22 protein-coding genes are annotated in these 20422 nt (G+C 51.8%); all 22 read right to left on the reverse strand.

Features of this window, described 5'->3' with window-relative positions; all coding sequences use genetic code 11:
• A partial coding sequence (locus tag KJ869_11130) for a TolC family protein (GenBank protein MBU1577739.1) occupies nt 1–1246 on the reverse strand: 1246 nt, incomplete at its 3' end.
• 3 nt (nt 1247–1249) lie between these two features.
• The gene (locus KJ869_11135; GenBank protein MBU1577740.1) at nt 1250–1888 is read right to left on the reverse strand and encodes a TetR/AcrR family transcriptional regulator; all 639 of its coding nucleotides are present in this window, start codon (nt 1886–1888) and stop codon (nt 1250–1252) included.
• 18 nt (nt 1889–1906) lie between these two features.
• A complete protein-coding gene (locus tag KJ869_11140; protein MBU1577741.1) occupies nt 1907–2866 on the reverse strand; it encodes an MCE family protein in 960 nt (319 codons plus the stop codon).
• On the reverse strand, nt 2853–3596 hold the full coding sequence (locus KJ869_11145; protein ID MBU1577742.1) for an ATP-binding cassette domain-containing protein: 744 nt from the start codon (nt 3594–3596) through the stop codon (nt 2853–2855). Before KJ869_11145 ends, KJ869_11140 begins: the two co-directional genes overlap by 14 nt.
• Nucleotides 3597–3611: 15 nt before the next feature.
• Nucleotides 3612–4385 (reverse strand): ABC transporter permease, encoded by a 774-nt coding sequence (locus KJ869_11150; protein ID MBU1577743.1) that lies wholly within the window; start codon nt 4383–4385, stop codon nt 3612–3614.
• A 128-nt stretch (nt 4386–4513) separates the two neighbouring features.
• Nucleotides 4514–5518: a hypothetical protein gene (locus KJ869_11155; GenBank protein MBU1577744.1), complete on the reverse strand. Its 1005-nt coding sequence runs from the start codon at nt 5516–5518 to the stop codon at nt 4514–4516.
• A gap of 10 nt (nt 5519–5528) precedes the next feature.
• Nucleotides 5529–9035, reverse strand: coding sequence for a translocation/assembly module TamB domain-containing protein (locus KJ869_11160; GenBank protein MBU1577745.1), 3507 nt, complete (start codon nt 9033–9035; stop codon nt 5529–5531).
• Entirely contained in the window at nt 9035–10849 is a 1815-nt protein-coding gene (locus KJ869_11165) for a BamA/TamA family outer membrane protein (protein MBU1577746.1), read from the reverse strand. The genes KJ869_11160 and KJ869_11165 overlap by 1 nt, the downstream gene beginning before the upstream one ends.
• A 5-nt stretch (nt 10850–10854) precedes the next feature.
• Nucleotides 10855–11808: an aminopeptidase gene (locus KJ869_11170; protein MBU1577747.1), complete on the reverse strand. Its 954-nt coding sequence runs from the start codon at nt 11806–11808 to the stop codon at nt 10855–10857.
• A 44-nt stretch (nt 11809–11852) separates the two neighbouring features.
• Nucleotides 11853–13127: a UDP-N-acetylglucosamine 1-carboxyvinyltransferase gene (murA, locus tag KJ869_11175; GenBank protein MBU1577748.1), complete on the reverse strand. Its 1275-nt coding sequence runs from the start codon at nt 13125–13127 to the stop codon at nt 11853–11855.
• A 155-nt stretch (nt 13128–13282) separates the two neighbouring features.
• Nucleotides 13283–13462 (reverse strand): Trm112 family protein, encoded by a 180-nt coding sequence (locus KJ869_11180; GenBank protein MBU1577749.1) that lies wholly within the window; start codon nt 13460–13462, stop codon nt 13283–13285.
• Between the two features lie 65 nt (nt 13463–13527).
• The gene (locus KJ869_11185) at nt 13528–14058 is read right to left on the reverse strand and encodes a hydrogenase 3 maturation endopeptidase HyCI (GenBank protein ID MBU1577750.1); all 531 of its coding nucleotides are present in this window, start codon (nt 14056–14058) and stop codon (nt 13528–13530) included.
• A gap of 614 nt (nt 14059–14672) precedes the next feature.
• The gene (locus KJ869_11190) at nt 14673–15053 is read right to left on the reverse strand and encodes a 4Fe-4S binding protein (GenBank protein ID MBU1577751.1); all 381 of its coding nucleotides are present in this window, start codon (nt 15051–15053) and stop codon (nt 14673–14675) included.
• On the reverse strand, nt 15050–16021 hold the full coding sequence (locus KJ869_11195; protein MBU1577752.1) for an NADH-quinone oxidoreductase subunit H: 972 nt from the start codon (nt 16019–16021) through the stop codon (nt 15050–15052). Before KJ869_11195 ends, KJ869_11190 begins: the two co-directional genes overlap by 4 nt.
• Nucleotides 16022–16062: 41 nt before the next feature.
• Entirely contained in the window at nt 16063–16251 is a 189-nt protein-coding gene (locus KJ869_11200; GenBank protein ID MBU1577753.1) for a hypothetical protein, read from the reverse strand.
• Complete coding sequence (locus tag KJ869_11205; protein MBU1577754.1) at nt 16227–16844, reverse strand: hypothetical protein; 618 nt, start codon at nt 16842–16844, stop codon at nt 16227–16229. Before KJ869_11205 ends, KJ869_11200 begins: the two co-directional genes overlap by 25 nt.
• Nucleotides 16845–16878: 34 nt before the next feature.
• Nucleotides 16879–17436 (reverse strand): hypothetical protein, encoded by a 558-nt coding sequence (locus KJ869_11210; protein MBU1577755.1) that lies wholly within the window; start codon nt 17434–17436, stop codon nt 16879–16881.
• Nucleotides 17437–17573: 137 nt separating this feature from the next.
• Nucleotides 17574–17801, reverse strand: coding sequence for a hypothetical protein (locus KJ869_11215; protein MBU1577756.1), 228 nt, complete (start codon nt 17799–17801; stop codon nt 17574–17576).
• Complete coding sequence (locus KJ869_11220) at nt 17788–18060, reverse strand: BrnT family toxin (GenBank protein MBU1577757.1); 273 nt, start codon at nt 18058–18060, stop codon at nt 17788–17790. The genes KJ869_11215 and KJ869_11220 overlap by 14 nt, the downstream gene beginning before the upstream one ends.
• Before the next feature lie 16 nt (nt 18061–18076).
• Nucleotides 18077–19264 (reverse strand): nickel-dependent hydrogenase large subunit, encoded by a 1188-nt coding sequence (locus KJ869_11225; GenBank protein MBU1577758.1) that lies wholly within the window; start codon nt 19262–19264, stop codon nt 18077–18079.
• Nucleotides 19261–19722 carry an NADH-quinone oxidoreductase subunit C gene (locus KJ869_11230; protein ID MBU1577759.1) on the reverse strand — a complete coding sequence of 154 codons (462 nt, stop codon included), beginning with the start codon at nt 19720–19722 and terminating at the stop codon, nt 19261–19263. Before KJ869_11230 ends, KJ869_11225 begins: the two co-directional genes overlap by 4 nt.
• 47 nt (nt 19723–19769) lie before the next feature.
• The gene (nuoB, locus tag KJ869_11235) at nt 19770–20201 is read right to left on the reverse strand and encodes an NADH-quinone oxidoreductase subunit NuoB (protein MBU1577760.1); all 432 of its coding nucleotides are present in this window, start codon (nt 20199–20201) and stop codon (nt 19770–19772) included.
• Between the last annotated feature and the right edge of the window lie 221 nt (nt 20202–20422).

Genomic DNA, 20422 nt, shown 5'->3' on the forward strand with positions numbered 1-20422 from the left:
AGTCAAGCACATCCAGATTGGTGGCCTGTCCGTTCTCATAGCGGGCCTGGGCTATTTTCAGGGCCTCTTGGGCTTGCTCGACAGATCTTCCCTGAGAAAAAATAGCCTTTTGATTGGTTTTAAGGGTCAGATAATTGGCCGAGACCTCCAGCTTAATCCAATCTTCCACCATTTCCTTTGCCACGCTAAGCTGCTGGGCGTTGGCCTTGGCTTCCTTTATCTTACCAAGCCCGGACCCGCCGTCAAACAAAGGCCAGCTGGCGGACACTCCCACGTCCCAGTTCTTCTGCCATTCGTCTGAGCCGGAGAATCCGGACCCCTTGCTGTAGGAGTAATCGGCGAACAGGGCCACGGTGGGCTGGTAGCTGGCATACGATATCAGCTTGGCCTTCTCCACCATCCTTTGTCTGATCAGTATAGATTTATACTCGGGCCTGGCATGCAGGGCCTGCTTTACCAGCAGAGCGCTATCGACCTCCACCGGATGATAATTCATGGAATCGCTAAGGATGACCGGTGCACTCAGTTCCTGGTTCAAGACCATGTTGAATGACTGCCGGGAAAGCTCCACCGCATTCTGCATGCGGATAAGCTGGGGCTGCATATTCGAAAGTTGGACCTCAGCCCGTAACAGATCGTAGCGGGAGACCATCCCCTTTTGATATAAAGCCTGCACTCGCGTCACATGTTTTTCTATGGAAGATACCGCCTCCCGAGTGACATCATAGGCACTTTGGGCCAGCAGCAGTCCGTAATAAGCTTGTTTGACTGTATAGATCACTCCGGCCCTGGCGCTGTCGTAAGATTCTTCAGCCCTTTGATGATTCAAACGGCTTATCTGATAGCCCTGCCATATTTTCCCGCCGGTATAAACCGGCCAACTGGCGGACAATTTACCGGTATAGGTGTTACCGATTTTATCTGACGATATCACCCCGCTGGACATGGAAACGATATAGTCAGTAGAAGCATGGGTGCCGCTGTCCAAGACAGGCAGATAATATGTGGGGCCTGGCTTCATGTCCATCAGGCTGTTCATCCTCATGATGCTGCCGGAGGCCGAAAGTTGGGGGACCAGATACCCCCTGGCAGTCATTAGCTGGCCCTCGGCGGCACTGACCCTATATTCAACCATTTTCAGGCCGGCATTTTGTTTTAGAGCTATGTCTATGGCTTGGTTCAGAGACAGATTTTCGGCCCTGGCAACGGATGCAAGCAACAGCACTATCGCGATGACTTTTCCCATTTTTTATTTCTTTCCTTTTAATGCACAATTGGATATACCATTTAGGTACAGATTTGTAAGGAATTTTAAATCTTCTTTATTATTAACTTTCCGCTGGTGCCAGAACGAACTCATGGCATTACCATGTATCAAATTAAAGAATGCTGCTGCCGCTTTCTCGGTATCGATCTTGCCGAATAGGCCCTGGCGGATCCCGTCCTGTAACACCCCGGATACCAATTTGATCAAGTTCTTGAAATTTTTCTGCATTTTTTCCTGCATTTGGTGCATCAGCACTCCAGGTTGGTTGCGGGTCATCAATTGCATTAGGTCCACGTTCTCCTCAAACAGGCACAGCATGTTTTTTACCAATTCCGATATTTTTATAGGCGGGGGAAGGTCGCTTTGGCAGGTTTTCTGGACGACATTTTCCAGGTTGCCGATCGCCTCTTCCAGTACCGAGAAAAACAGGTCATCTTTGTTCTCAAAATGCCCGTATATCGTGCCCTTGGCCAACTCCGCTTTCACGGCAATCTCATCTAAGGTGGTTTCGTGGAGACCCTTTTCGGCGAATATCCTTCTGGCCGCCTTCAGTATCTCGGAGCGTCGGGCCAATTTTTCCCTTTCTTTGCGGGGCATCTTTTCTAGTGTATGCTCTATCATCTTTTATCCCTCTGTTCCTTAAAATATGCTTATGCCCAGATATTTCTTGGGATTATTCTTCATGTCCTTGATAAGCTGGTTCAGCTCATCGGAAGATTCCTTCAGTTTTTTATACATCTCCTCGTCCTTGGATAGTTTTCCCAATGTTCCCTCCCCCCTTTCCACCCGGGAGAGAATAACATCCAGCCGCCTAGAGGTGGAATCCAGGGTGTTATATATACCCGGCTCCCGCAGCAGCTTGCCCAGGCTGCCCTGTCCCCGCCTCAGGCTGTCGGAAATAACGTTAACATTGGCCAGCGTTTGATTAAGGTTTTTATACAGGGCGGGATCCTTTATCAGCATAGCCAAAGAGCCCTGGCCTGATTTTATTGCTAGCATCAAGTGGTTGAGGGTCACTAAAACGGAATCCAGATTGGTATACAGCCGGGGATCATCTATCATCTTGCCCAGCGTCCCGGTGCCCTTTTCCACTTTCTTCATTATCGCGTTCAGGGAGTAGGCGGTGGACATCAGCGTGTCGGATATCTCGGCGACCCTGGCCAGTATTTCCTCCGGAGGCATCACTTCCTTGGTGGTCAGAAGGTCTCCGTTTTTCAGCAGGGCGCTGTCCCGTCCGACCGGAACGATCTCCACCAGCTTGTCGCCCAGCAATCCCAGGCTGCTGATCCTAGCGATGGATCCCTTCCTGATCTTGGGCTGCCAACTTTTTTCTATCCGCAGGTTTACTTCCACCCTTGGTTTTCCCGTCGTCTCCACCAGGTCGATGCTGTTTACCACGCCCACCTGAAAGCCCGAGACCCTGACCGGAGCGCCTTTCTGCAGGCCGCCGACATCATCGAATTGCGCTTTTAGATAATACCTTTGCTTAAGCAAACCCTGGCGCTCGCCCACCGAAAATATGGTTATCAAGGCAATGATCAACCCGCCGGTGATCAGGGCCCCCACCTTCAGCTCGTGTGATATTCTACTGCCTGCCATCGCTTATTATCCCTCCTTTTATAAAATCCTGAACGAATTTCAATTTGGAACCCTTGATCTCTGCGGCGCTTCCGGTCAACAGTATCTCGCCGTCCTTGATTACCACGAACCGGTCGGCTACCTGAAAGGCGTTGGCTATCTCATGAGTGACCACGATTGACGACACCTTTCGTTCCGCCTGAAGCTTGCGGATAAGTTGGTTTATCTTTCTTGATGTCAGAGGATCCAGCCCGGTGGTGGGCTCGTCGTAGAACATATAGACGGGATCCAGGGCCATGGCCCTGGCCAGGGCCACCCGTTTCTTCATTCCGCCGGAAAGCTCGGAGGGCATAAGCAGTTCGGTCCCGGACAACTCCACAAATTCCAGGCATTCGGCCACCTTGGCCCTAATCTTCTCTTCGGAGAAATTGGTATGCTCTCTGAGCGCATAGGCCACGTTCTCTCCGACATTAAACGAATCGAACAACGCCGCCCCCTGGAACAGCATCCCCATCCGCTTGCGCACCGGCATCATCTGCTCCTCCCGGTAACGGCTTGTGTCATTGCCATCAATGAGAATAGTGCCTTCGTCCTGCATAAGTAGACGCAGGAGGATCTTAAGCAGCACGCTTTTGCCGCAGCCCGAACGTCCCAATATCACTATGGTTTCACCGTCATTAAGGGAAAGGCTGACGCCTTTCAGCACCTGCTTCCCTTCGAAGGATTTATGTATATCGATTAACTCTATCATAAGCCCTGATCCATATCATATTCCCAGCAGGAATAAAAGTTTGGTTATAACCGCGTCCAAAAGGAATATCAGCACCGACGACACCACCACCGTCCTGGTCACGGCCTCCCCCACCCCCTTGGTTCCGCCCTTGGTGTTTAACCCGTAATAGCAGGCCACAATGGAAATCATGGCCCCGAAAACCAGCGGTTTTATCATTCCGCTGAATATATCGTTAAACACCAGGGAGTTTATCACCGAGCTTTTATAGAACGATGCCGTCAGGCCTAGGTTAAGCACTCCCACCAACATACCCCCTAAAATGCCAGTCAAGTCCCCGAAGACCACCAGCACCGGCAACATCAGGGTGGAAGCGATGACTCTGGTCATCACCAGCTTCCTTAAGGGGTCGGTGGCCAGGGCCCTCATGGCGTCTATCTGCTCCGAGACCTTCATGGCTCCCAGCTCGGCGGTGATACCAGCCCCCACCCGCCCGGCAAAGACCATGGCTATCAAAACCGGCCCCAGTTCCCGCACCAGGGATACCGCCACAATGCCGCCCACATAGATCTTGGCGCCGAACCGCATCATGGCGTAGCCGGTCTGAAAGGCCAGCACGAAGCCGGTAAAGAAGCCCACCAGCATCACGATCACCAGCGAGTCCACACCGATCCGGTCCATCTGCTCCCAAATGATCTTGGGATAATAGGGAGGTCGCAAAAACCTCCTCATCACCTCCCACTGAAAAGTGAAGAACCGGTATATCTCCCAAAGGACGCCGCTTATTTTACTGGTGATGTATCTGTTCATTAACCTTACCGTTCATTTATTGACTGACTGGTCAGTCGGATTATATCAATATGGATCGGCTTTGTCAATATGTCTGCAAATAAATAAAACGCCCGGACAACCATCCGGGCGTTTGGAAGTCTAACCGCTTATTCCAAGAAAAGGCTCAAAGAGGCCATATAGGTCTTCTGCCGGATTCCATCGACCGAGCCCCTCTGATCCATGCTGGCGGCATCCACTAAAATGCTTTTATAAATATAACCCAGTCCCATGGACCAGTCGTATTCGCCGTCCGGGGCTTTTCTATATTGGCTGGCCCCGGCCCTGAAAATTACGGCCCCGTACCCCGGCATATTATGTTTATATTCGCCGCCCGCCATATATTTCAACTCCGGAACGCCCTTCCCCCAGAACTTTTCAGCGCTGGCGGTAAGTTTGGGCAATTTGCCGTTGAACCAGGATATCCCCCCGGAGATCTTGGGCTTCAGCTTGTCATCGTCAAAATCCTTCCAATAGACCTTCCCGGCCAGGTTCTGGACATTGATGCCGACCATAAGCGGCTCCTTGCCGCCATGAAAACCAAGGTCCAGGCCGTATCCGATCCCGTTCTCATCGGTGATGTCAGCCTGGCTCCAAAGTGTGTCTATCTTTTTCTGCTTGACCTCGGTCATTCTGGCCGAGATCAGCTTGGCCGATAGCCCCAAAGACATTGACTGATGCAATTCGTCCTTCTTGGCAATGGCAAAGGCAAATTCATCGACTCCGTATTTTAAATAATTATTTACAGAATCTGATTCTTCTAATATAAACTCGGAGCCGGTATGACGGGCCACTGAGCGCCAGGATATTCCTATGCCCTTCCCAACAAAGACGATGTAGTTGAGCCGCCTGGGCCCGGAGAAGATCGGATCGAACAGCAGCCCCCTGGAATGCAGATAGCTGCAGGAGGCCATCGACCAGGTGATATTCCCCAGTCCAGCCGGGTTCCAAAAGGTTAGATTGGGATCGCTATCGTCGGCAACGATGCTGCCCGAAAGGGCCGCCGCCCGGGCTCCCACCGCCGGCCCCTGATAGGTCATCCAATCTATGGGCGAAGCTAAAAGGCAGGAGGCGATAAAAAACGTCATGCTTGCCAGGATGGTTTTCTTCTGCATATCATCCGTCTTAATATTTAAATTTCATTCTGAGGCCCAGGTTTATCTTCTGTTCCTTGTTATCCTCATCCTTGGAGCGCTGGACGAACAGAGCGCTCCTTTTGCCAAAAAGATATTCCGCCCTGAAATCTTCGCTCAGATTGGCGGCAAACCCCCGGGTGTAGCTGACAAAAACATTCTTGGTCACATATTTGCCCAAGGTCACTTCGGCCCCCTTCTCCTGCCCGGTAGAAGTCTTCATCTTGATCACATCCACCAAGCCGGTCTTCTTCTGGATCATGCCTCCCAGCATATTGCTTAGGACGTCTGTGGTCCGGTTAAGGACCTGGTCCCCTAGGTCGCCGTTGCCGTCGCCCTCTATCTTCATTCCCACCGATAGCATGGTCAAGATGTCCTGTTCGGGCATCGATGGCTCGGAGCTAAAAGCCAGCTTGGGCTGCAGGGCTGAGCCGCCCACCTTCAGAAAAACCTTGGTACGGGCTTCATCGTTCAGCTCGGTCTGGGCCGCTAAATTCAACTCTGGATTAATCACCACTGCGTTTGTAAAAGTCAACTGCCCCTCTGTGATGTCGAATCTTCGATCAAGAAAACGATAAACACCCTGAATAGTCTCCAGCCGCCCCGACAGGAACAGCACGTTCTGCCGCATCCGAACGTTCAGGTTCTCTATCTTAAGCTCGATATCGGCGTCGGCGTTCCTGAGCCAGATCCCCTGGGAGCCGGTGATCGATAGGTCCAGGTCCATCGGTTTAGCGCCGCCCTCCGGCGGCGGTGGCTCCTCGGCAGGGGCGAATGGCAGGGTGATCAGGGCCGAGTTGGCATACACCTCCCCCTTGATCCGGGGATAATTCACCGTCCCGCCTATCTCGATCCGGGCGTTGACATTGCCCTCGATAAAAGGAATGTTCCTGACCGGAGCTTTTTCGACCTCGATCAGAAAATACATGGTGGAGGGAATGAATTTATTCAGAATGATCTCGCCACGTTTTATCTCAACCTTCCCCTGATTCTCGGTGCTGGCGGTGATGTTGTCTATCACCAGGCTGTCGGCGTTGAAATGGGCGAAGGCCTGGACCTTGTGCAGATACATGCCGAAGGGTCGGAGCACCATTTTGGCGTTGGCGATGGTCATCTCGCCGTTCAACAGCGGTTTGAAAGGCGTGCCTGAGAGCCTGACGCTCAGATCCACCTTCCCCTCGTAAACGCTTAGCAGCTCGGCCATCGGAAAAAAGGCCCAGGTTCCAATGTCCCTGAGTACCACCTCCCCCGACATTGGCTGATCCAGTAGCTTCCCTGCCTCAGGACCGATCCCCAGGTTTATTGGAACGCTGAGGGCGATCTCCGATAGCTGACCGTAGCGGGTGATGGCCAGTTTATCCAGATTGACAACCTGGTCGGAATATCGGCAATCTATCGCCACCCGATCTGCGGTAAACTGCTCAAAACGCGCATTATTCAAAATAAGGCTGGCCGCCATCTCCGGGGCATTCAGGCTGCCTGATATATTTATGTCAAAATCCAGCAAGCCGTGCACTGTCTTTTTGAGATTGAGCAGATCCACTATCCTGCGGCTGTCAATGGCATCACCGTTAATCTTAAAGAAGACGCTTTTATCGCTGTGGTAAAATCCCTCCAGGGTTATGGCGCCCCGCCCGGCTACTAGTTTGGTGGGTTCCAGGTTTATATTGGATCCTTCAATAGATAGATGAATCGGCTGGCTGTTGACCACTGTCTGATCACCAAAACTGTAGAACAGCTTGCTAATGGCCAAGTTTATCTGTTTCCCTTTCAGTTCCACCATCCCGGTGGCCAGCGCCTCGGTCATCGAATCCTTGACTACATGGACCGAAAGTCCTCCCCAGTCCAGACCCCGCAGCTCGGTCAGCAGTTCCACCCGGTCTATGCTCTGGCTGCCTATAGCCAGGCCGGTGGCCACAAATTTGCCGTCTCCCTGCGGTTTGGATACCACCTGTTTAAGGGACATGCTACCGTCAAAGTAAAGGCAGGAGAAATTAGAGATGATCGCCTCCTTCAAACGGAAACTGCCTATCACATCGGGATCCTTGGTCAGGCCGGAGACCAGCCCGGTAAAGCGCAGTTTGCCCTGGAGGTCCTTCAGCCCCAGCAGAGGGCCAAATTGGGCCAGCTCTATTTCATCGGTCTCCACATCCACGCTGAGGACTTCTTTGAAGATGTCCCCTTTGACCTTCAATTTGGCCTGGCCACTGGTAAGATCGAATTTTTCGATGGATACTGACTTATCGGCATACATCAGGTTGCAAAGCAGCCGGTCCACCGGAATGGAGTTGATCAGACTTTTATTTAGCATTAGATCGACTGTCGCCCTGGCCCTTTGGGGATCGAATTCTCTGCCCTTTATCCGCAGATCTCCGTTTATCTCCGTTTTCAGCGGGATATCCCCTTTAGCAAAAGCGGCGCCGAAATCGCTTTCATTGAGCAACAGGTTAAAATCGTAAATCCTGCTCTTCAAATCTACCTGGCCCTCGCCCTCAATATTGCCTTTCCCGGCATTCAAATATAATTTCGTCAGGTTTATCAGGTTGTCCTTCACCTGTATTTTAATATCCAGACCCGATAGTTCCAAATCATTTATCTTTAGCTCTCGGGAACGAATCGACAGACTGCCCTGGGGAGAGGATAGGCTTCCCTTGAGGGCGGCCAATACGGCAACGTTCCCCGACCAGTTCTGTTCTTTTAACTCTAATATCCTGGGAACATCGGCCATTCCGAAATTAAGGTCCAGCTTGGACAGATCTATTTCCTGGGATTTGGGATTGAAAATCACCGATAAATTTACCCGGCTGTTTTCCGTATTCAGTTCGAATTCCTTCAATTTGATGGTATCGCCGGATATCGCAAAATTACCGAAGCCTTTGGTCAAACTTATATTACGGGTTTTATCATAGGCCTTTATTTTTTTGAGGGTGGCCGACAGCTTTTCGCCCCCCATCTTCAAGCCCAGCTGGATATTGATGTCTTCGATAAGTTGTTTATTTCCCGGGGTCTCGACGGAGACCGACAGATTCTTGAAAGAAATATCCTCAACCGACAGCGGCGGCAGGTTCATTTTTCCTTTGGGCTTGGTGGTGTCGGATTTGAACAGGTCGGCAAAGTTCCATGTTCCGCTGCTGTCCTTAACCAGGCAAACCCTGACATCGGACAGCTCCACCTTCCCTATAACCATCCGCCTTCTGGTGGTAGAATACCAGGGATGGGCCTGCAGCTTTATCCGGGGGGCGGATATAAGCTGGCCGCGCGCCAGGGAATCATGCGAGGCTATGGCCACGTCATTTATCAGGATGGTGAAGGGGAAATGGAATTCTACCGCCCCGACGGAAAATTCACGGCCCAAAACTTCCGACAAGGACTTACTGGCCTCCTGTTTGACCTCATTCCGGAATCCGGGGCTGGGCAGATAAATGGCCAGAATCAGGATCCCCAGAAAAATGACGCCGCCTGAAATGGCAATGATTATGTTGCTGTATTTGGCTTTCATTAGAATGCATGACCCAGGTTAATATAGAACAGGCCCTCCTTGAAATCTATGGTCTCCTCTGTCTTGACAGCATAATCGACCCTGACGGGGCCCACCGGAGTGATGAACCTCAGGCCCAGGCCGGTCCCCCCCTGAAATTGCCGCCACCTGACATCCCCGAAGCCGGCCCAGACATTTCCGGCATCGACGAAGACGGCCGCTCCGAACATCCAGTATATCGGGATCCTGAGTTCAAAATTTCCGTTGACCAGCATATTGGTGATCCCGGTGGTATCGGTGGTGATCTCGTCGGTCTTATAACCCCTCAGGTTCATGGCTCCGCCCAGCTTTAGCCTCTCCTGAATGGGCACCGGCCCATTGCGGCCGTAGGTGTAGATGCCGGCAGTCCTGACCCGCCAGGCCATTATGATCCCCCCCCCCAGGCTGTGGAACATCGAGAAGTCTCCGGCGCTCTTGCGGTAGTCGTTGGATCCGCCCAGTACCGAACCGGCATTGTCTACCCGGAAGGAAGAACTCACTCCTTTCTGAGGATTGAACATATCGTCCCGGCTGTCGAAGCTGGCGGTCAGGAAGACATCGCTGGTGGTGTTCTGGGTTTCCTCCAGAAATTCATATTTATATCCGATATAAACCTGCAATGACTTGGCAAGGCTTTTACCGACCTTGGTCTCGCCGCCGATCCGGCTGAGCTGTTGCCAGAAAGAACTCTCCTGTCTTTCCCGTTTGTAATAGACCGAACCGCTGGCCTTGTACGAAGTGCTTAAAAAATACGGCTCCAGGTAATCAAGAAAATAGTTATTGGCATAGTCATGCATCCCGGTCTCGTCATTCTTCTGCAGTCCGTAAGAGGCCTCGCTTTTAATGGTTATTTTCTGCAGATTGCCGAAGATATTGTCGCTTCCCCATTCCAGACCACCCTGGACCCTATCAGGGAGAAGGTTTCCGCTAGATTCAAAGCCGATATTGTACCCCACCCAGTTGGTCTTATCCTCCTTCACCACCAACCGAAGATCCACCGTATCGCGTTTTTCTTCCATCCCATCCATTTCGAACTTGGCTTCGGTGAAGAGCCCCAGGGCATAGACCCGTTGCTGGTTATAATAGACCTTGGAGGGCATGAATATCTCTCCGGGTTTAAGGGTGAACTCTCGCTCTATTACCCGGTCCCTGACCTTTTTATTCCCCTCTATCCGGATCTCTCCCAGCCTGACCTGCGGTCCTTCGGTGATATTGAACAGGATGTCCGAAGTATAGGGATCTTCGGATTCCATCACCGTATCGTTGACAGCGGTATAGATATACCCCCGCTCGGCGTAGAGAGCCACTATGCCCGAAGATGTCTGGTTTATGGCCGGGAGGTTCAGCGGATCGCCGGTCTTAACCTTGAGAAGCGATAACAGCAGAGAATCGGACAAGACCTGGTTGCCGCTGAACCTGAGCTGTCCGATCTTTCTGATGTTGCCCTCCTCAATGGTCAGCTGGTAATCTATCTGCTGTTTTTCTATGTTGACCCGGCTCTCCCGGCCAAGAAATTTGGCATCCAGATAGCCCTTCTTGCGGTACATATAGAGGACCTTGCGCATGTCCAGCTGGAAAGTGTAATCGTCAAAACGTTTCCCGGATTCGCTGGTCATTTTGGAGCGGAGCTCCTTGCCGGAAAAAGCGGTATTGCCGATGAAAGTAACTTCCCCCAGCTTCAGGCGGGGGCCTCCCTCATCAACCGGTTCGGCCATCTTATCGACCGCCTTCTTTCCGCAGGCCCCAAACAGCAATGCCAGGGACAGCAGCAATATATGTAATAGATTTCTATTCACAAAAGCTATACCTTTAGTTTGCCTTTTTCCATCAGTAGTTTCCCGTCTACCCAGACGCTGGGGTTGCGTACGATGCCATCCTGGTGGCTGGCCACGCTCACCCGGCCACCGAAACCGCTGTTGTCGCCGAAAGCGATATGAATGGTGGTCAGGGCCTTTTCATCCTCCAAAATATTCCCGGTGATGGTGGCCTTAGGGTTTATGCCTATGCCGAACTCGGCCACATTGAAAGCATCCTTCCCATGTTTGGAGAGCATCTCCCATAAGTTTCTCGCCTCACGCCCGCCTTTCATGCCGACTGCAAAACCATGCGAGATGGCTATCTCTATCGGTTTTTTCAGGATCCCGGTATCGCCGATAGAGCCGTCCACCACCAGCCGCCCTTGGGCGGTGCCCTCCATCGGAGCCAGATAGACCTCGCCGGCTGGAAGGTTAGTGAAACCTCCCAGGTTGGGAATAATACCTGTATCGGGCTCCGCCCGGCGTCCTTTTATGGAAAAAGCCAGGTTTGTCCCCAGTTCTGTTTTGATCAGGACCTCCGAGGCGTTTTTCAATATACCGCATAGGCGCTTTCCGATTTGCTTCATCTTTGTATAATCTACATCAATGGTTCTGGCCATCATATCCAGCGTTATCCCCGGCATGCTGGCTATCCTGGCTCCGGCTTGGCTGGCTTTTTTGCGGGCTTGGGTATGCGACAGCGATTTGGTGGTGACCAGAAAGACCGCCTCGCTTTTCAGCATGGCCGCAGCCAGCTCAGTAGGAGGCTCCTGTCCGTTGTTTTCCCTCTCCGACATGAGCATCAGCACCGCATCGCGGCACAGCGTCCGGGCGGCCCGATAAAAAACCTGACCGACTTCCAGGCTGGCATCGTCGGTGACCACCAGAACCGTTTCGCTTTTTTTGACCGCCAGGCATTGTTCAAAGGCGACCTTGACTGCCCGATCAATCTTATTCATATTCTCTCTAAAGTCATAAAAGTCATAATTGTAATAATTAAATTTCAGACCGCCATTTTCTCGTGCACCCGGCGGATCTTGGCCCCCACCTTCTTCAGCTTCCTCTCCCACTTCTCATAGCCCCTATCCAGATGGTATATGCGGTTGACCTCGGTCTTGCCCTCGGCCTTGAGCCCGGCGATGACCAGGGCCGCCGAAGCTCTTAGATCGGAGCCCATCACCGGGGCCCCGGTCAATTCGGGCACGCCCTTGATCACGGCGCTCTTGCCCTCGATCTTGATATCGGCCCCCAATCGCTGCAGCTCGGGAACATGCATGAACCGGTTCTCAAAGATGGTCTCGGTGATCACCGAAAGGCCCGAGGCCGTGGTCATCAGGGTCATCATCTGGGGCTGCATATCGGTGGGGAAGCCGGGATAGGGGGCAATGGTGAGATCTATCGGTTTAACCCGACGCCGGGCTTCGACGGTCACCATCTCGTCGCCGGCCGCTACTTTAACCCCCATGGCCCTCAGCGCTTCGATGACCGATCCCAAATGGTCCGGACGGCAGTCCTCGATAGTTAGGCAGCCACCGCTGATGGCCGCCGCTATCATTAAAGATCCAGCCTCGATACGATCGGGGATCATCCTGATCTCAACCGGCCTTAAGCCATCCACCCCGGCGATGGTTATCACCGGAGTACCGGCGCCGGTGATGTCCGCTCCCATGGATACCAGCATCTGGGCGGTGGATACCACCTCGGGCTCCAGGGCCGCTGATTCGATGATGGTGACCCCCTTGGCCAAAGCCGCCGCCATCATCACATTGATGGTGGCCCCCACCGACACCCCGTGGGAACCGGCCAAAAGAACCCTGGCCCCTTTAAGCTGCTTGCCGTGGGCCTCGACATAACCGTGCAATATCTGAATTTTAGCTCCCAGGGCCTCCATGCCTTTCAGGTGCAGATCAATCGGCCGGGCCCCGATGGAGCAACCCCCCGGCAGGGACACTTTGGCTTTACCGAACCTGGCCAGCAGAGGCCCCAGCACATAATAGGAGGCCCGCATCTGTTTGACGATCTCGTATTCGGCCTCGCACTTCAGCTTGGCCGGCACATCGATGGTCATCCGATTATCTTCAAAATCCACCTTGGCTCCCAGCCGGATAAGCAGGCGCCTCATGGTGCGCACGTCCATCACATTGGGAACGTTGGTCAGGACGGACTTTCCCGGGGCCAGCAAGCAAGCTGCCATGGCCGGCAACACTGCATTCTTGGCGCCCGAGGCCCGGATCATGCCGGACAACGGTTTTCCACCTGCTATGACGAATTTATCCACGTTGCTCCCGCTAAAATCAATTCATTGTTGTTAAGTTGGAGATGCCACAAATAAAACCAGACGTTGGTGGACGTTCAAACGTCATTCTGCCGCCCCGCCGGATAATTCAAACATTGCCCAACAGCATAGCCTGACATCTCAAACTATGATCAACCCTATTTCTTGCTCCCCTCAATCGGCTCGGCCTCATCTATAAGCATCACCGGGATATCATCTTTGATGTTGTAACCCAGTTTGCAGGTCCAGCATAGCAATTTGAGTTCCTTGGGACGGTACTCCAGCTCTCCCTTGCATTTGGGGCAAGCCAGGATATCCAGCAATTTCTGATCCAACATAATTACTCTATCCTTTTAATAGAATTAAAAACAATGCTTTATTATATCTCTAATTATTTTGCAAGTCAATGTTCCGGGGAGGCTTCCGGCAGGATCTTTAATTTATCCAAGATGGTCTGATGCAGGAAGCGGGAGATGGTTTTGACGCTCTCCGCCACCGACCGACTCATGGGCACCTCCAGCTGAATCTGCCCGGCCTGGATGCCCAGGGCGATGACCTTGGTCCCGGTTATCTTCTCCAGGTAATCACCCAGAAAAGACAGAGGCATGGTGTGGGTGGAGTGCATCATGGAGTGCATATCTTTGTGGTTGAGAAAGGCTATCTCACCCACCGGCCGCCCCATGTCGGCGGCATCGATAAACAGCACCAGATCGGGCTTTTTGTTCCTGACCAGGCCGGAAAAATTCTCGGGGTTGGTCCCGGCCACCAGCACTTCGGCAAAACTATCGTGATCGCAGCCCTGTAGCATCATCCGCAGTTCCCGGGCAACCAGCGAACCGGCGGCATCGTCGCCCATCATCTCGTTGCCGATGCCGAAGATCATCAGCTTGCCGGAGGCCTCAACGGCCGAAGCCACCGCATCGGTCCAGTCCATATCTTCCCCTTAGGTTATGCGCTTATAGCAGACAACGCTCGTAAATTATTGTATAGCAAGGGTAGAACCCCAGTTCTTTGAGCCTTAATGTATTCTTTTTTTCTCCGCTTTCTCTTTGAAGAGAAAGCTACAAAGAGAACTTTCGCGCAGCGCTGCTCCGAAGACCTTGTTGCCAGCTGCCTGAATGTCTTGACCACGAAACAGGGCTACAGCAGGCAAAACATTTTTAAGTGCCTCCGCTGAAGCTACGGCACTCGAGGAAGCAAAATATGAGCGTAAGCGGACGGCAGCTTTTGTCAAGCAGCATCGCTGAAGCGAACCGAGGTTACAAAACCCCCGTAAAATGGCCGTTTCAGCGGACGGGAAGGGCAGCAATGGCCGTTAAGAATTTTTTGCAAAGCGTATGCTTAATTTATCCCATCAAGAAATTTAGGCCACGGATATGTTTGCTAACCCGGTAGCTGCTAGGCCGAGCTCTTTGGCTACTTTCTGGCGGCACAGAAAGTAGCAGTAAATGAGAAGCAGATACCTGCGTAGGTGGGGTTTAATATCAGTTTTATGCATAAAATGGCCGGACACGTAATGCCCGACCATCATTTAAACCGCCGTCGTAATTATTTATAAACGATCTTCAGCGCTCCGCGGTCGAAGGCGGCATCCTCGAACTCGGTATTCATGTGTATGGCCTTCTTGGGGCACACTTCGGCGCACTGGGCGCAGTGGGAACAGCGGTCCAGGTAGAAGGTCATGGAGAATCTCTTGGACACCTTGCCGGCCTCATCGGTGCTCTCGGACTCCTTATGGATCTCCAGGGCCTCAGAGGGGCAGTCCTTGACGCACAGCTGGCAGCCGATGCACAGATTGGGATCCATCACCGGTCTACCCCGGAAGCCCTTGGGAACCCCGATCTTTTCGAAAGGATACTGGACGGTGGCCGGTTTTTTGAACAGGTGCCGGAGCACCTCGGGCAGCATCGCTCCTAATCTTAAACTCATTGCAGATACCCCTTCAAGAATATTACGATTACCAGCTGCAGCAGGGCCAGCGGGGCCAGCCATTTCCAGCTGAAGGAAATCATCTGATCGATCCGGAGCCTGGCGGTCACCGCGCGCATGGCGGACAGGATGAAGACCACGATCAGGGTCTTGACGACGAACCAGATGAACCCGGGGATCAGCCCACCCGGGAAGCCGCCCATAAACAGGGCGGCGATCAGGCCGGCGCCCACCACCATCTGGATGTCGGCCAGCAGGCGGAACATGGCCAGTTTGCGGCCGGAATATTCGGTAAAGGCGCCGCCCACCACCTCGGTCTCGGCGTGGGGGATGTCGAACGGCACCCTCTCTAATTTGGCCTGCAGGGTGATTACCGCCACGGCAAAAGCGAAGATATTTATCAACAAATGCCAGGGGTTGGCCTGATAGTAGGCGGCGATCTCAGCCATTCTCCAGCTGCCGGCCATCACCGCCGGCGATAGGATGGCCAGGAACATCGGCACTTCGTAGGCGAACAACAGGGTCAGCACCCGGACACCGCCGATGGCGGCGTACATGCTGGCCGAGGCCCAGCCGGCCAGAAAATAGGCAAAGCTGGGAAGGGACAGCAGATAGGCGATGACGATAATGTCCCCCTGGAAAGAGGTGGCCGACTGGAAGGTATTACTGAAATGCCACACCGGCAGCAGCAGCCCGGCGGTCAGCACCGAGGTCAGGGCCAGGATCGGAACGGCATTGAACAGCTTTTTATCGGCCTCCTTGGGAACGATATCCTCCTTGGCCATCAGCTTGACGAAATCGGCGATGGGCTGCAGCAGGCCGTGGCTCCCGGTGTGCATGGGTCCCATCCGGTTCTGGAACTTGGCGTATAACTTCCGGTCCACCCACTCCACGAAGGTGGAATAGACGAACAGGAACAGCAGGCCAGGGTAGACCAGCAGATAGAGAAAGATTTTTAAAATGTCCATTCATTATCTCCTAAGATTATAATGATATACTTTATGATTTATTACCTACCACAACAAGGGCATGTATCGCTACTTATTGGCCCCAAGCTTTTTTGTAATGATTCAGTCAAGGGTTTACGACCACTAATCTCTGTTTCTTCATATTTTTTGATATACTCACGAGCTTCTTTACGTTGCTCGTAATCCAATTCGGTATACCCTTTTATTACCTTATAAACTTTTTGAACCATTCTCGCACTCCTTTTTTAAATTCGGTTTCAAATTTACCGCACACGTTACAACTTGTAGACTCTATAGAAGTCGGCTTAATATTGCACCCGACACATTCTCTTTGAAATTCCCGTAAAGCAAAACGCATACCTTTCCGCAGTTCCCATTCCTTAACAGAATGTTTTGCATCTTGTTCACTCCGTGCCTGATATCTTGTCTCAAGCAATTCCAATGTTCTATCAAAGGCGATCAAATCTTCTGGAGGTATTTGGGCTAATTTTCTAAACGAATTAGAAATATTGTTATATTCCTGTGAGGCTTCATATGCATATGCCAATTCATCGTCCCATTTAAACACAACCGCAAAGACAGAAAAAATAAGTTGCGCTATGGTAACGGGGATTGCAATTGTTATTACATACTTAAGAATGCCTGCATCAAACCTATATCCCATTGCTGTTGCACCAACAACAACGGGCGTTACAATACCAAATACTTTTAATAAGTTTACATACTTTGAGTATTTTTCGGCTCTTTTATCAAATATGTAACCTTTGCCAAAAGTATGGAATGAATTATCCCATGCTTTTTGTCTAAGTTCTTGAGCATTCATATTTGCTAACTTCAATTATGCAAGTTGATTGTTTCTACTTATAAAAAGCGTCGCCCAGTTTATTTCTTGGCTGATAACCAGCTTCCGGGTGCCAAATGTAGCCACCTGCAAATGATTTACCGTTGTTATAAAATAAATCGACATCAATAACTAAATCGGGGTAAGCTGAATGCATAATTTTATATATTTCTTTTACTAGATGCTCGGCCTTCCCAACCGCTTGTTTTTTACTAAGGCCTTTAACATTTGCCGTAAAATGTAGAATCGTGTATTTATAATTGTTTACTTTACTGGGCCTTATGGTTTGATATTCCCAAGCATAAAGTGTTTTATCCTTATCAACGTTTTTCTCAACCCACATTTTGAAGTTGTTCATTGCTGTTTGGCCCTGCTGAATAGAAGCCTTGTTTTTCTCTTCATTGCATGTACCCATAGCCATAAAAATTATCATCAAAGGTACGATGACAGCAAGCCAAATTAAATATTTTTTACTTTTTTTATCTGTTTCTTGCTTTTTTAGAACTTTTTGTGCTTCAAGTTTTGCTTTTTCTTCAGCATATATTTTTTGTTTTTCTTCAGGTGTTAGTTCCACGTCTACACCCCCCTTGTTAGTTTATTATAAGGTTTTTCAGCGGAATATCAATTATTATTGAGGCTATAATATACTTAAGGTTACAGTAATTCTAACCCTTGGTTACAAAATCCCTCACCTGCTCAGTAAGTTGTTGCCTATGTATGCTTCGGCTTGGCCATATCGGCTGCCTTGAGAACAAACCGTAAAGCCTTGTTTACCGCCTCGTCGGTGGGAAATGATTTGGCCACATCCTTGTCCAGCAACACCAAATTGGTCCCGGCCGTATACCGCTTGGCATATTTTCCCCGGACTCCGCCCTTCATAGAGGAGAAGTCGTACTCGGCCCTCATATCGCTGCATGTTTGCTTATTAATTTTCTTCATAGTATCTTTTTTCTAATTTGGCCGCTATTCTGGCGCTTATAATCCTCACCTTATCGCCGCGGTCGGTATGTGCGATGACCAAAAGTCGTCCCCGGTTTGACAGGCCTATGGTCAGGAATCGGGATTCCTCCCGGGAATGATCCGGATCGGAAAAGGTCGCCGCCAGAGGATCGCCGAACGCAGTCGCCGCTTCATGAAAGGCAACTCCGTGCTTTTTGATGTTGCTTGCCGCTTTACGGGCATCCCATTCGAAAATCATTGAAACTGGATTAGATTTATAGCTTGATTCCGCGTTTGCGGTAGAAATCAATCCCATACTGGCGCAGGGTCTCCCAGTTCCAGACCTTCTCGTTGCCCTTGGGGTCGGTGATGATGGCCATCCGGTCGGTGCATGACAGGCAGGGATCAATGGCCGCCATCACGATGGGAATATCCGCCACATAGCCGCCCCGGAGCATGTACAGGGTGGCCGGCCAGTTGGCCAAGGTCGGAGCCCTGACCTTCACCCGGTCCGGTTTATCGGTGCCATTGGAGCGGATGTAGTGAATGCACTCGCCCCGCTGGGCCTCGGCCCGACTGACCACCTCTCCCTCCGGAACTTTTCGCGGAGCCTTGACCCGAATGTCGCCGGATGGCAGGTTCTTGAGAATATATTCGCAGATATTGTATGATTCCATCAGTTCCTTGGCCCGAACCACTACCCTGGCCAGTACATCCCCGCCTTCATCGGTTACGATGTTGAAGGGAATATGCTCGCCAAAACCAGCGTAGGGATCGTCCTTGCGGACGTCGAAATCGACCCCGGAAGCCCGGGTGGTCGGCCCGGCAGCATTAAGTTCAAGGGCCTTGGCCTTGGGCAATATACCGACCCCGGCGATTCTGGCCACCAGAGTCGGCTCGGAGGCTCCGATATTCAGGTAATACGGAGTCCGGGCCTTGAGGGCGGCAATACCGTCCAGGACCTTCTTGATCTGCATCTCGTCCAGGTCGCGCCGCACTCCGCCGAAGGTCTGCATGCCGTAATTGACCCGGTTGCCGGAGACCATCTCCAGAATGTCCTCGACAATTTCGCGGTCCCGCCAGGTGTACATGAAGAAAGTATCGAAACCCACCTCGTGCCCGGCCACCCCCAGCCATAAAAGATGGGAATGGACCCGCTCCAGCTCGCCCATAAGGCAGCGGATGAACAGGCCCCGCTTGGGCGGCTCGATGCCCATTAATTTCTCCACCCCCTGGGCAAAGACGGTCATGTGGACGTTGGAGCAGATGCCGCAGACCCTTTCCAGCAGGTAAAGATCCTGGATATAGGTCCGTTCCTCGCAGCCTTTTTCTATGCCCCGGTGGTTATAGCCCAAGCGAAGGTCGGCATCGATCACAGTCTCGCCGTCCACCAGGAAGCGGAATGAAGTGGGCTCTTTTAAAGCCGGATGTTGCGGGCCTACCGGTAATATAAATGTGCTCATTCTATGACTCCCTTCTCCCGGTTATAGTGCCAGTCCTTGCGCAGCGGGTAGATGCCCTGCGGCCAGTCATCGGGCAGGACCAGTGGGCGCATATCGGGATGGCCTTCAAAATTTATGCCTAACAGGTCGTGGACCTCCCTTTCGTAGAATATCGCGCCGGGGTAGACCGCTATAGTTGTCGGCAGTTTAGGATCGTTCCGATCGGTCTGGAGGCGTAGCATCAGGGCCATGCCGTTCTGGGCGAAGTGATAAAGAGCCTCCAGCTTGTCCCCGGTATCCCGGCCGGTGATGGTGGAAAGGTGGTAGAACCCGGCCTTCTCCTTGAGCACCTGACAGGTTGCCACAGCATCAGCCTTGTCCACCCACAAAGTCATCCGGCGGGGGAAGGGATTGATCAGCTCCTTGATCTTGCCCTTCAGGTTTTCCTCCAGGATCTTTTTTATTTCCTCAAAGGTCATTTTGATCTCCTGTATTCTTTATTCTGTATTCTATATTCGCCGGATCGTTATCCGTTCTTCAAAGCGCCCAGCAGCTTGGCTACGCCATCGATGATGGCATCGGGCTTGGCCGCGCAGCCGGGGACATAGGCATTGACCGGGATCACCTGGTCGACCCCTTCCAGCACGCTGTAACAACCCCGGAAAACATTGCCGGAACAGGCGCAGGCGCCGACCGCCACCACGAACTTGGGCTCGGCCATCTGCTCGTAGATCCTCTTTAAGCGGGAGGCCTGCTGGCGGGTCACCGCCCCGGTGCACACCAATACGTCGGCATGGCGGGGGGTGGATTTAAGCAGCACCCCGAAGCGCTCCAGGTCAAACCTGGGCATCAGGGCCGCCAGGGTTTCGATGTCGCATCCGTTGCAGGCTCCGCTGTTGAAATGGAGCAGCCAGGGGGATGACACCCGGGCCCATTTGACGAGTTTCTCTAAAGCCATAACTATTCCTTTAAATTTTAAATTCAAAATCCGAAATTCGAAACAATCTCTAAACCCAAAACACTAATGCTAAAAACTGCGACTAATTTTTGTTTATTTGTAATTGGGTATTGGTTTCGTATTTCGATATTGGTGTTTCGGATTTATTTGAGGATCAGGGCGATGATCGAGAACCAGATCATCAACAGATAAAAGATGCCCAGGATGGCGAAAGCCAGAGA

Source organism: Candidatus Edwardsbacteria bacterium (genome assembly GCA_018821925.1).
In the GTDB taxonomy this organism is placed as follows: Bacteria; Edwardsbacteria; AC1; order AC1; family EtOH8; genus UBA2226.

Bases quoted from the DNA above. Each gene is read 5' to 3' on its own strand.
- KJ869_11135 (MBU1577740.1), bottom strand. From the start codon at position 1,888: ATGATAGAGCATACACTAGAAAAGATGCCCCGCAAAGAAAGGGAAAAA.
- KJ869_11140 (MBU1577741.1), bottom strand. From the start codon at position 2,866: ATGGCAGGCAGTAGAATATCACACGAGCTGAAGGTGGGGGCCCTGATC.
- KJ869_11145 (MBU1577742.1), bottom strand. From the start codon at position 3,596: ATGATAGAGTTAATCGATATACATAAATCCTTCGAAGGGAAGCAGGTG.
- KJ869_11150 (MBU1577743.1), bottom strand. From the start codon at position 4,385: ATGAACAGATACATCACCAGTAAAATAAGCGGCGTCCTTTGGGAGATA.
- KJ869_11155 (MBU1577744.1), bottom strand. From the start codon at position 5,518: ATGCAGAAGAAAACCATCCTGGCAAGCATGACGTTTTTTATCGCCTCC.
- KJ869_11160 (MBU1577745.1), bottom strand. From the start codon at position 9,035: ATGAAAGCCAAATACAGCAACATAATCATTGCCATTTCAGGCGGCGTC.
- KJ869_11170 (MBU1577747.1), bottom strand. From the start codon at position 11,808: ATGAATAAGATTGATCGGGCAGTCAAGGTCGCCTTTGAACAATGCCTG.
- KJ869_11180 (MBU1577749.1), bottom strand. From the start codon at position 13,462: ATGTTGGATCAGAAATTGCTGGATATCCTGGCTTGCCCCAAATGCAAG.
- KJ869_11185 (MBU1577750.1), bottom strand. From the start codon at position 14,058: ATGGACTGGACCGATGCGGTGGCTTCGGCCGTTGAGGCCTCCGGCAAG.
- KJ869_11190 (MBU1577751.1), bottom strand. From the start codon at position 15,053: ATGAGTTTAAGATTAGGAGCGATGCTGCCCGAGGTGCTCCGGCACCTG.
- KJ869_11195 (MBU1577752.1), bottom strand. From the start codon at position 16,021: ATGGACATTTTAAAAATCTTTCTCTATCTGCTGGTCTACCCTGGCCTG.
- KJ869_11200 (MBU1577753.1), bottom strand. From the start codon at position 16,251: ATGGTTCAAAAAGTTTATAAGGTAATAAAAGGGTATACCGAATTGGAT.
- KJ869_11205 (MBU1577754.1), bottom strand. From the start codon at position 16,844: ATGAATGCTCAAGAACTTAGACAAAAAGCATGGGATAATTCATTCCAT.
- KJ869_11215 (MBU1577756.1), bottom strand. From the start codon at position 17,801: ATGAAGAAAATTAATAAGCAAACATGCAGCGATATGAGGGCCGAGTAC.
- KJ869_11220 (MBU1577757.1), bottom strand. From the start codon at position 18,060: ATGATTTTCGAATGGGATGCCCGTAAAGCGGCAAGCAACATCAAAAAG.
- KJ869_11225 (MBU1577758.1), bottom strand. From the start codon at position 19,264: ATGAGCACATTTATATTACCGGTAGGCCCGCAACATCCGGCTTTAAAA.
- KJ869_11230 (MBU1577759.1), bottom strand. From the start codon at position 19,722: ATGACCTTTGAGGAAATAAAAAAGATCCTGGAGGAAAACCTGAAGGGC.
- nuoB (MBU1577760.1), bottom strand. From the start codon at position 20,201: ATGGCTTTAGAGAAACTCGTCAAATGGGCCCGGGTGTCATCCCCCTGG.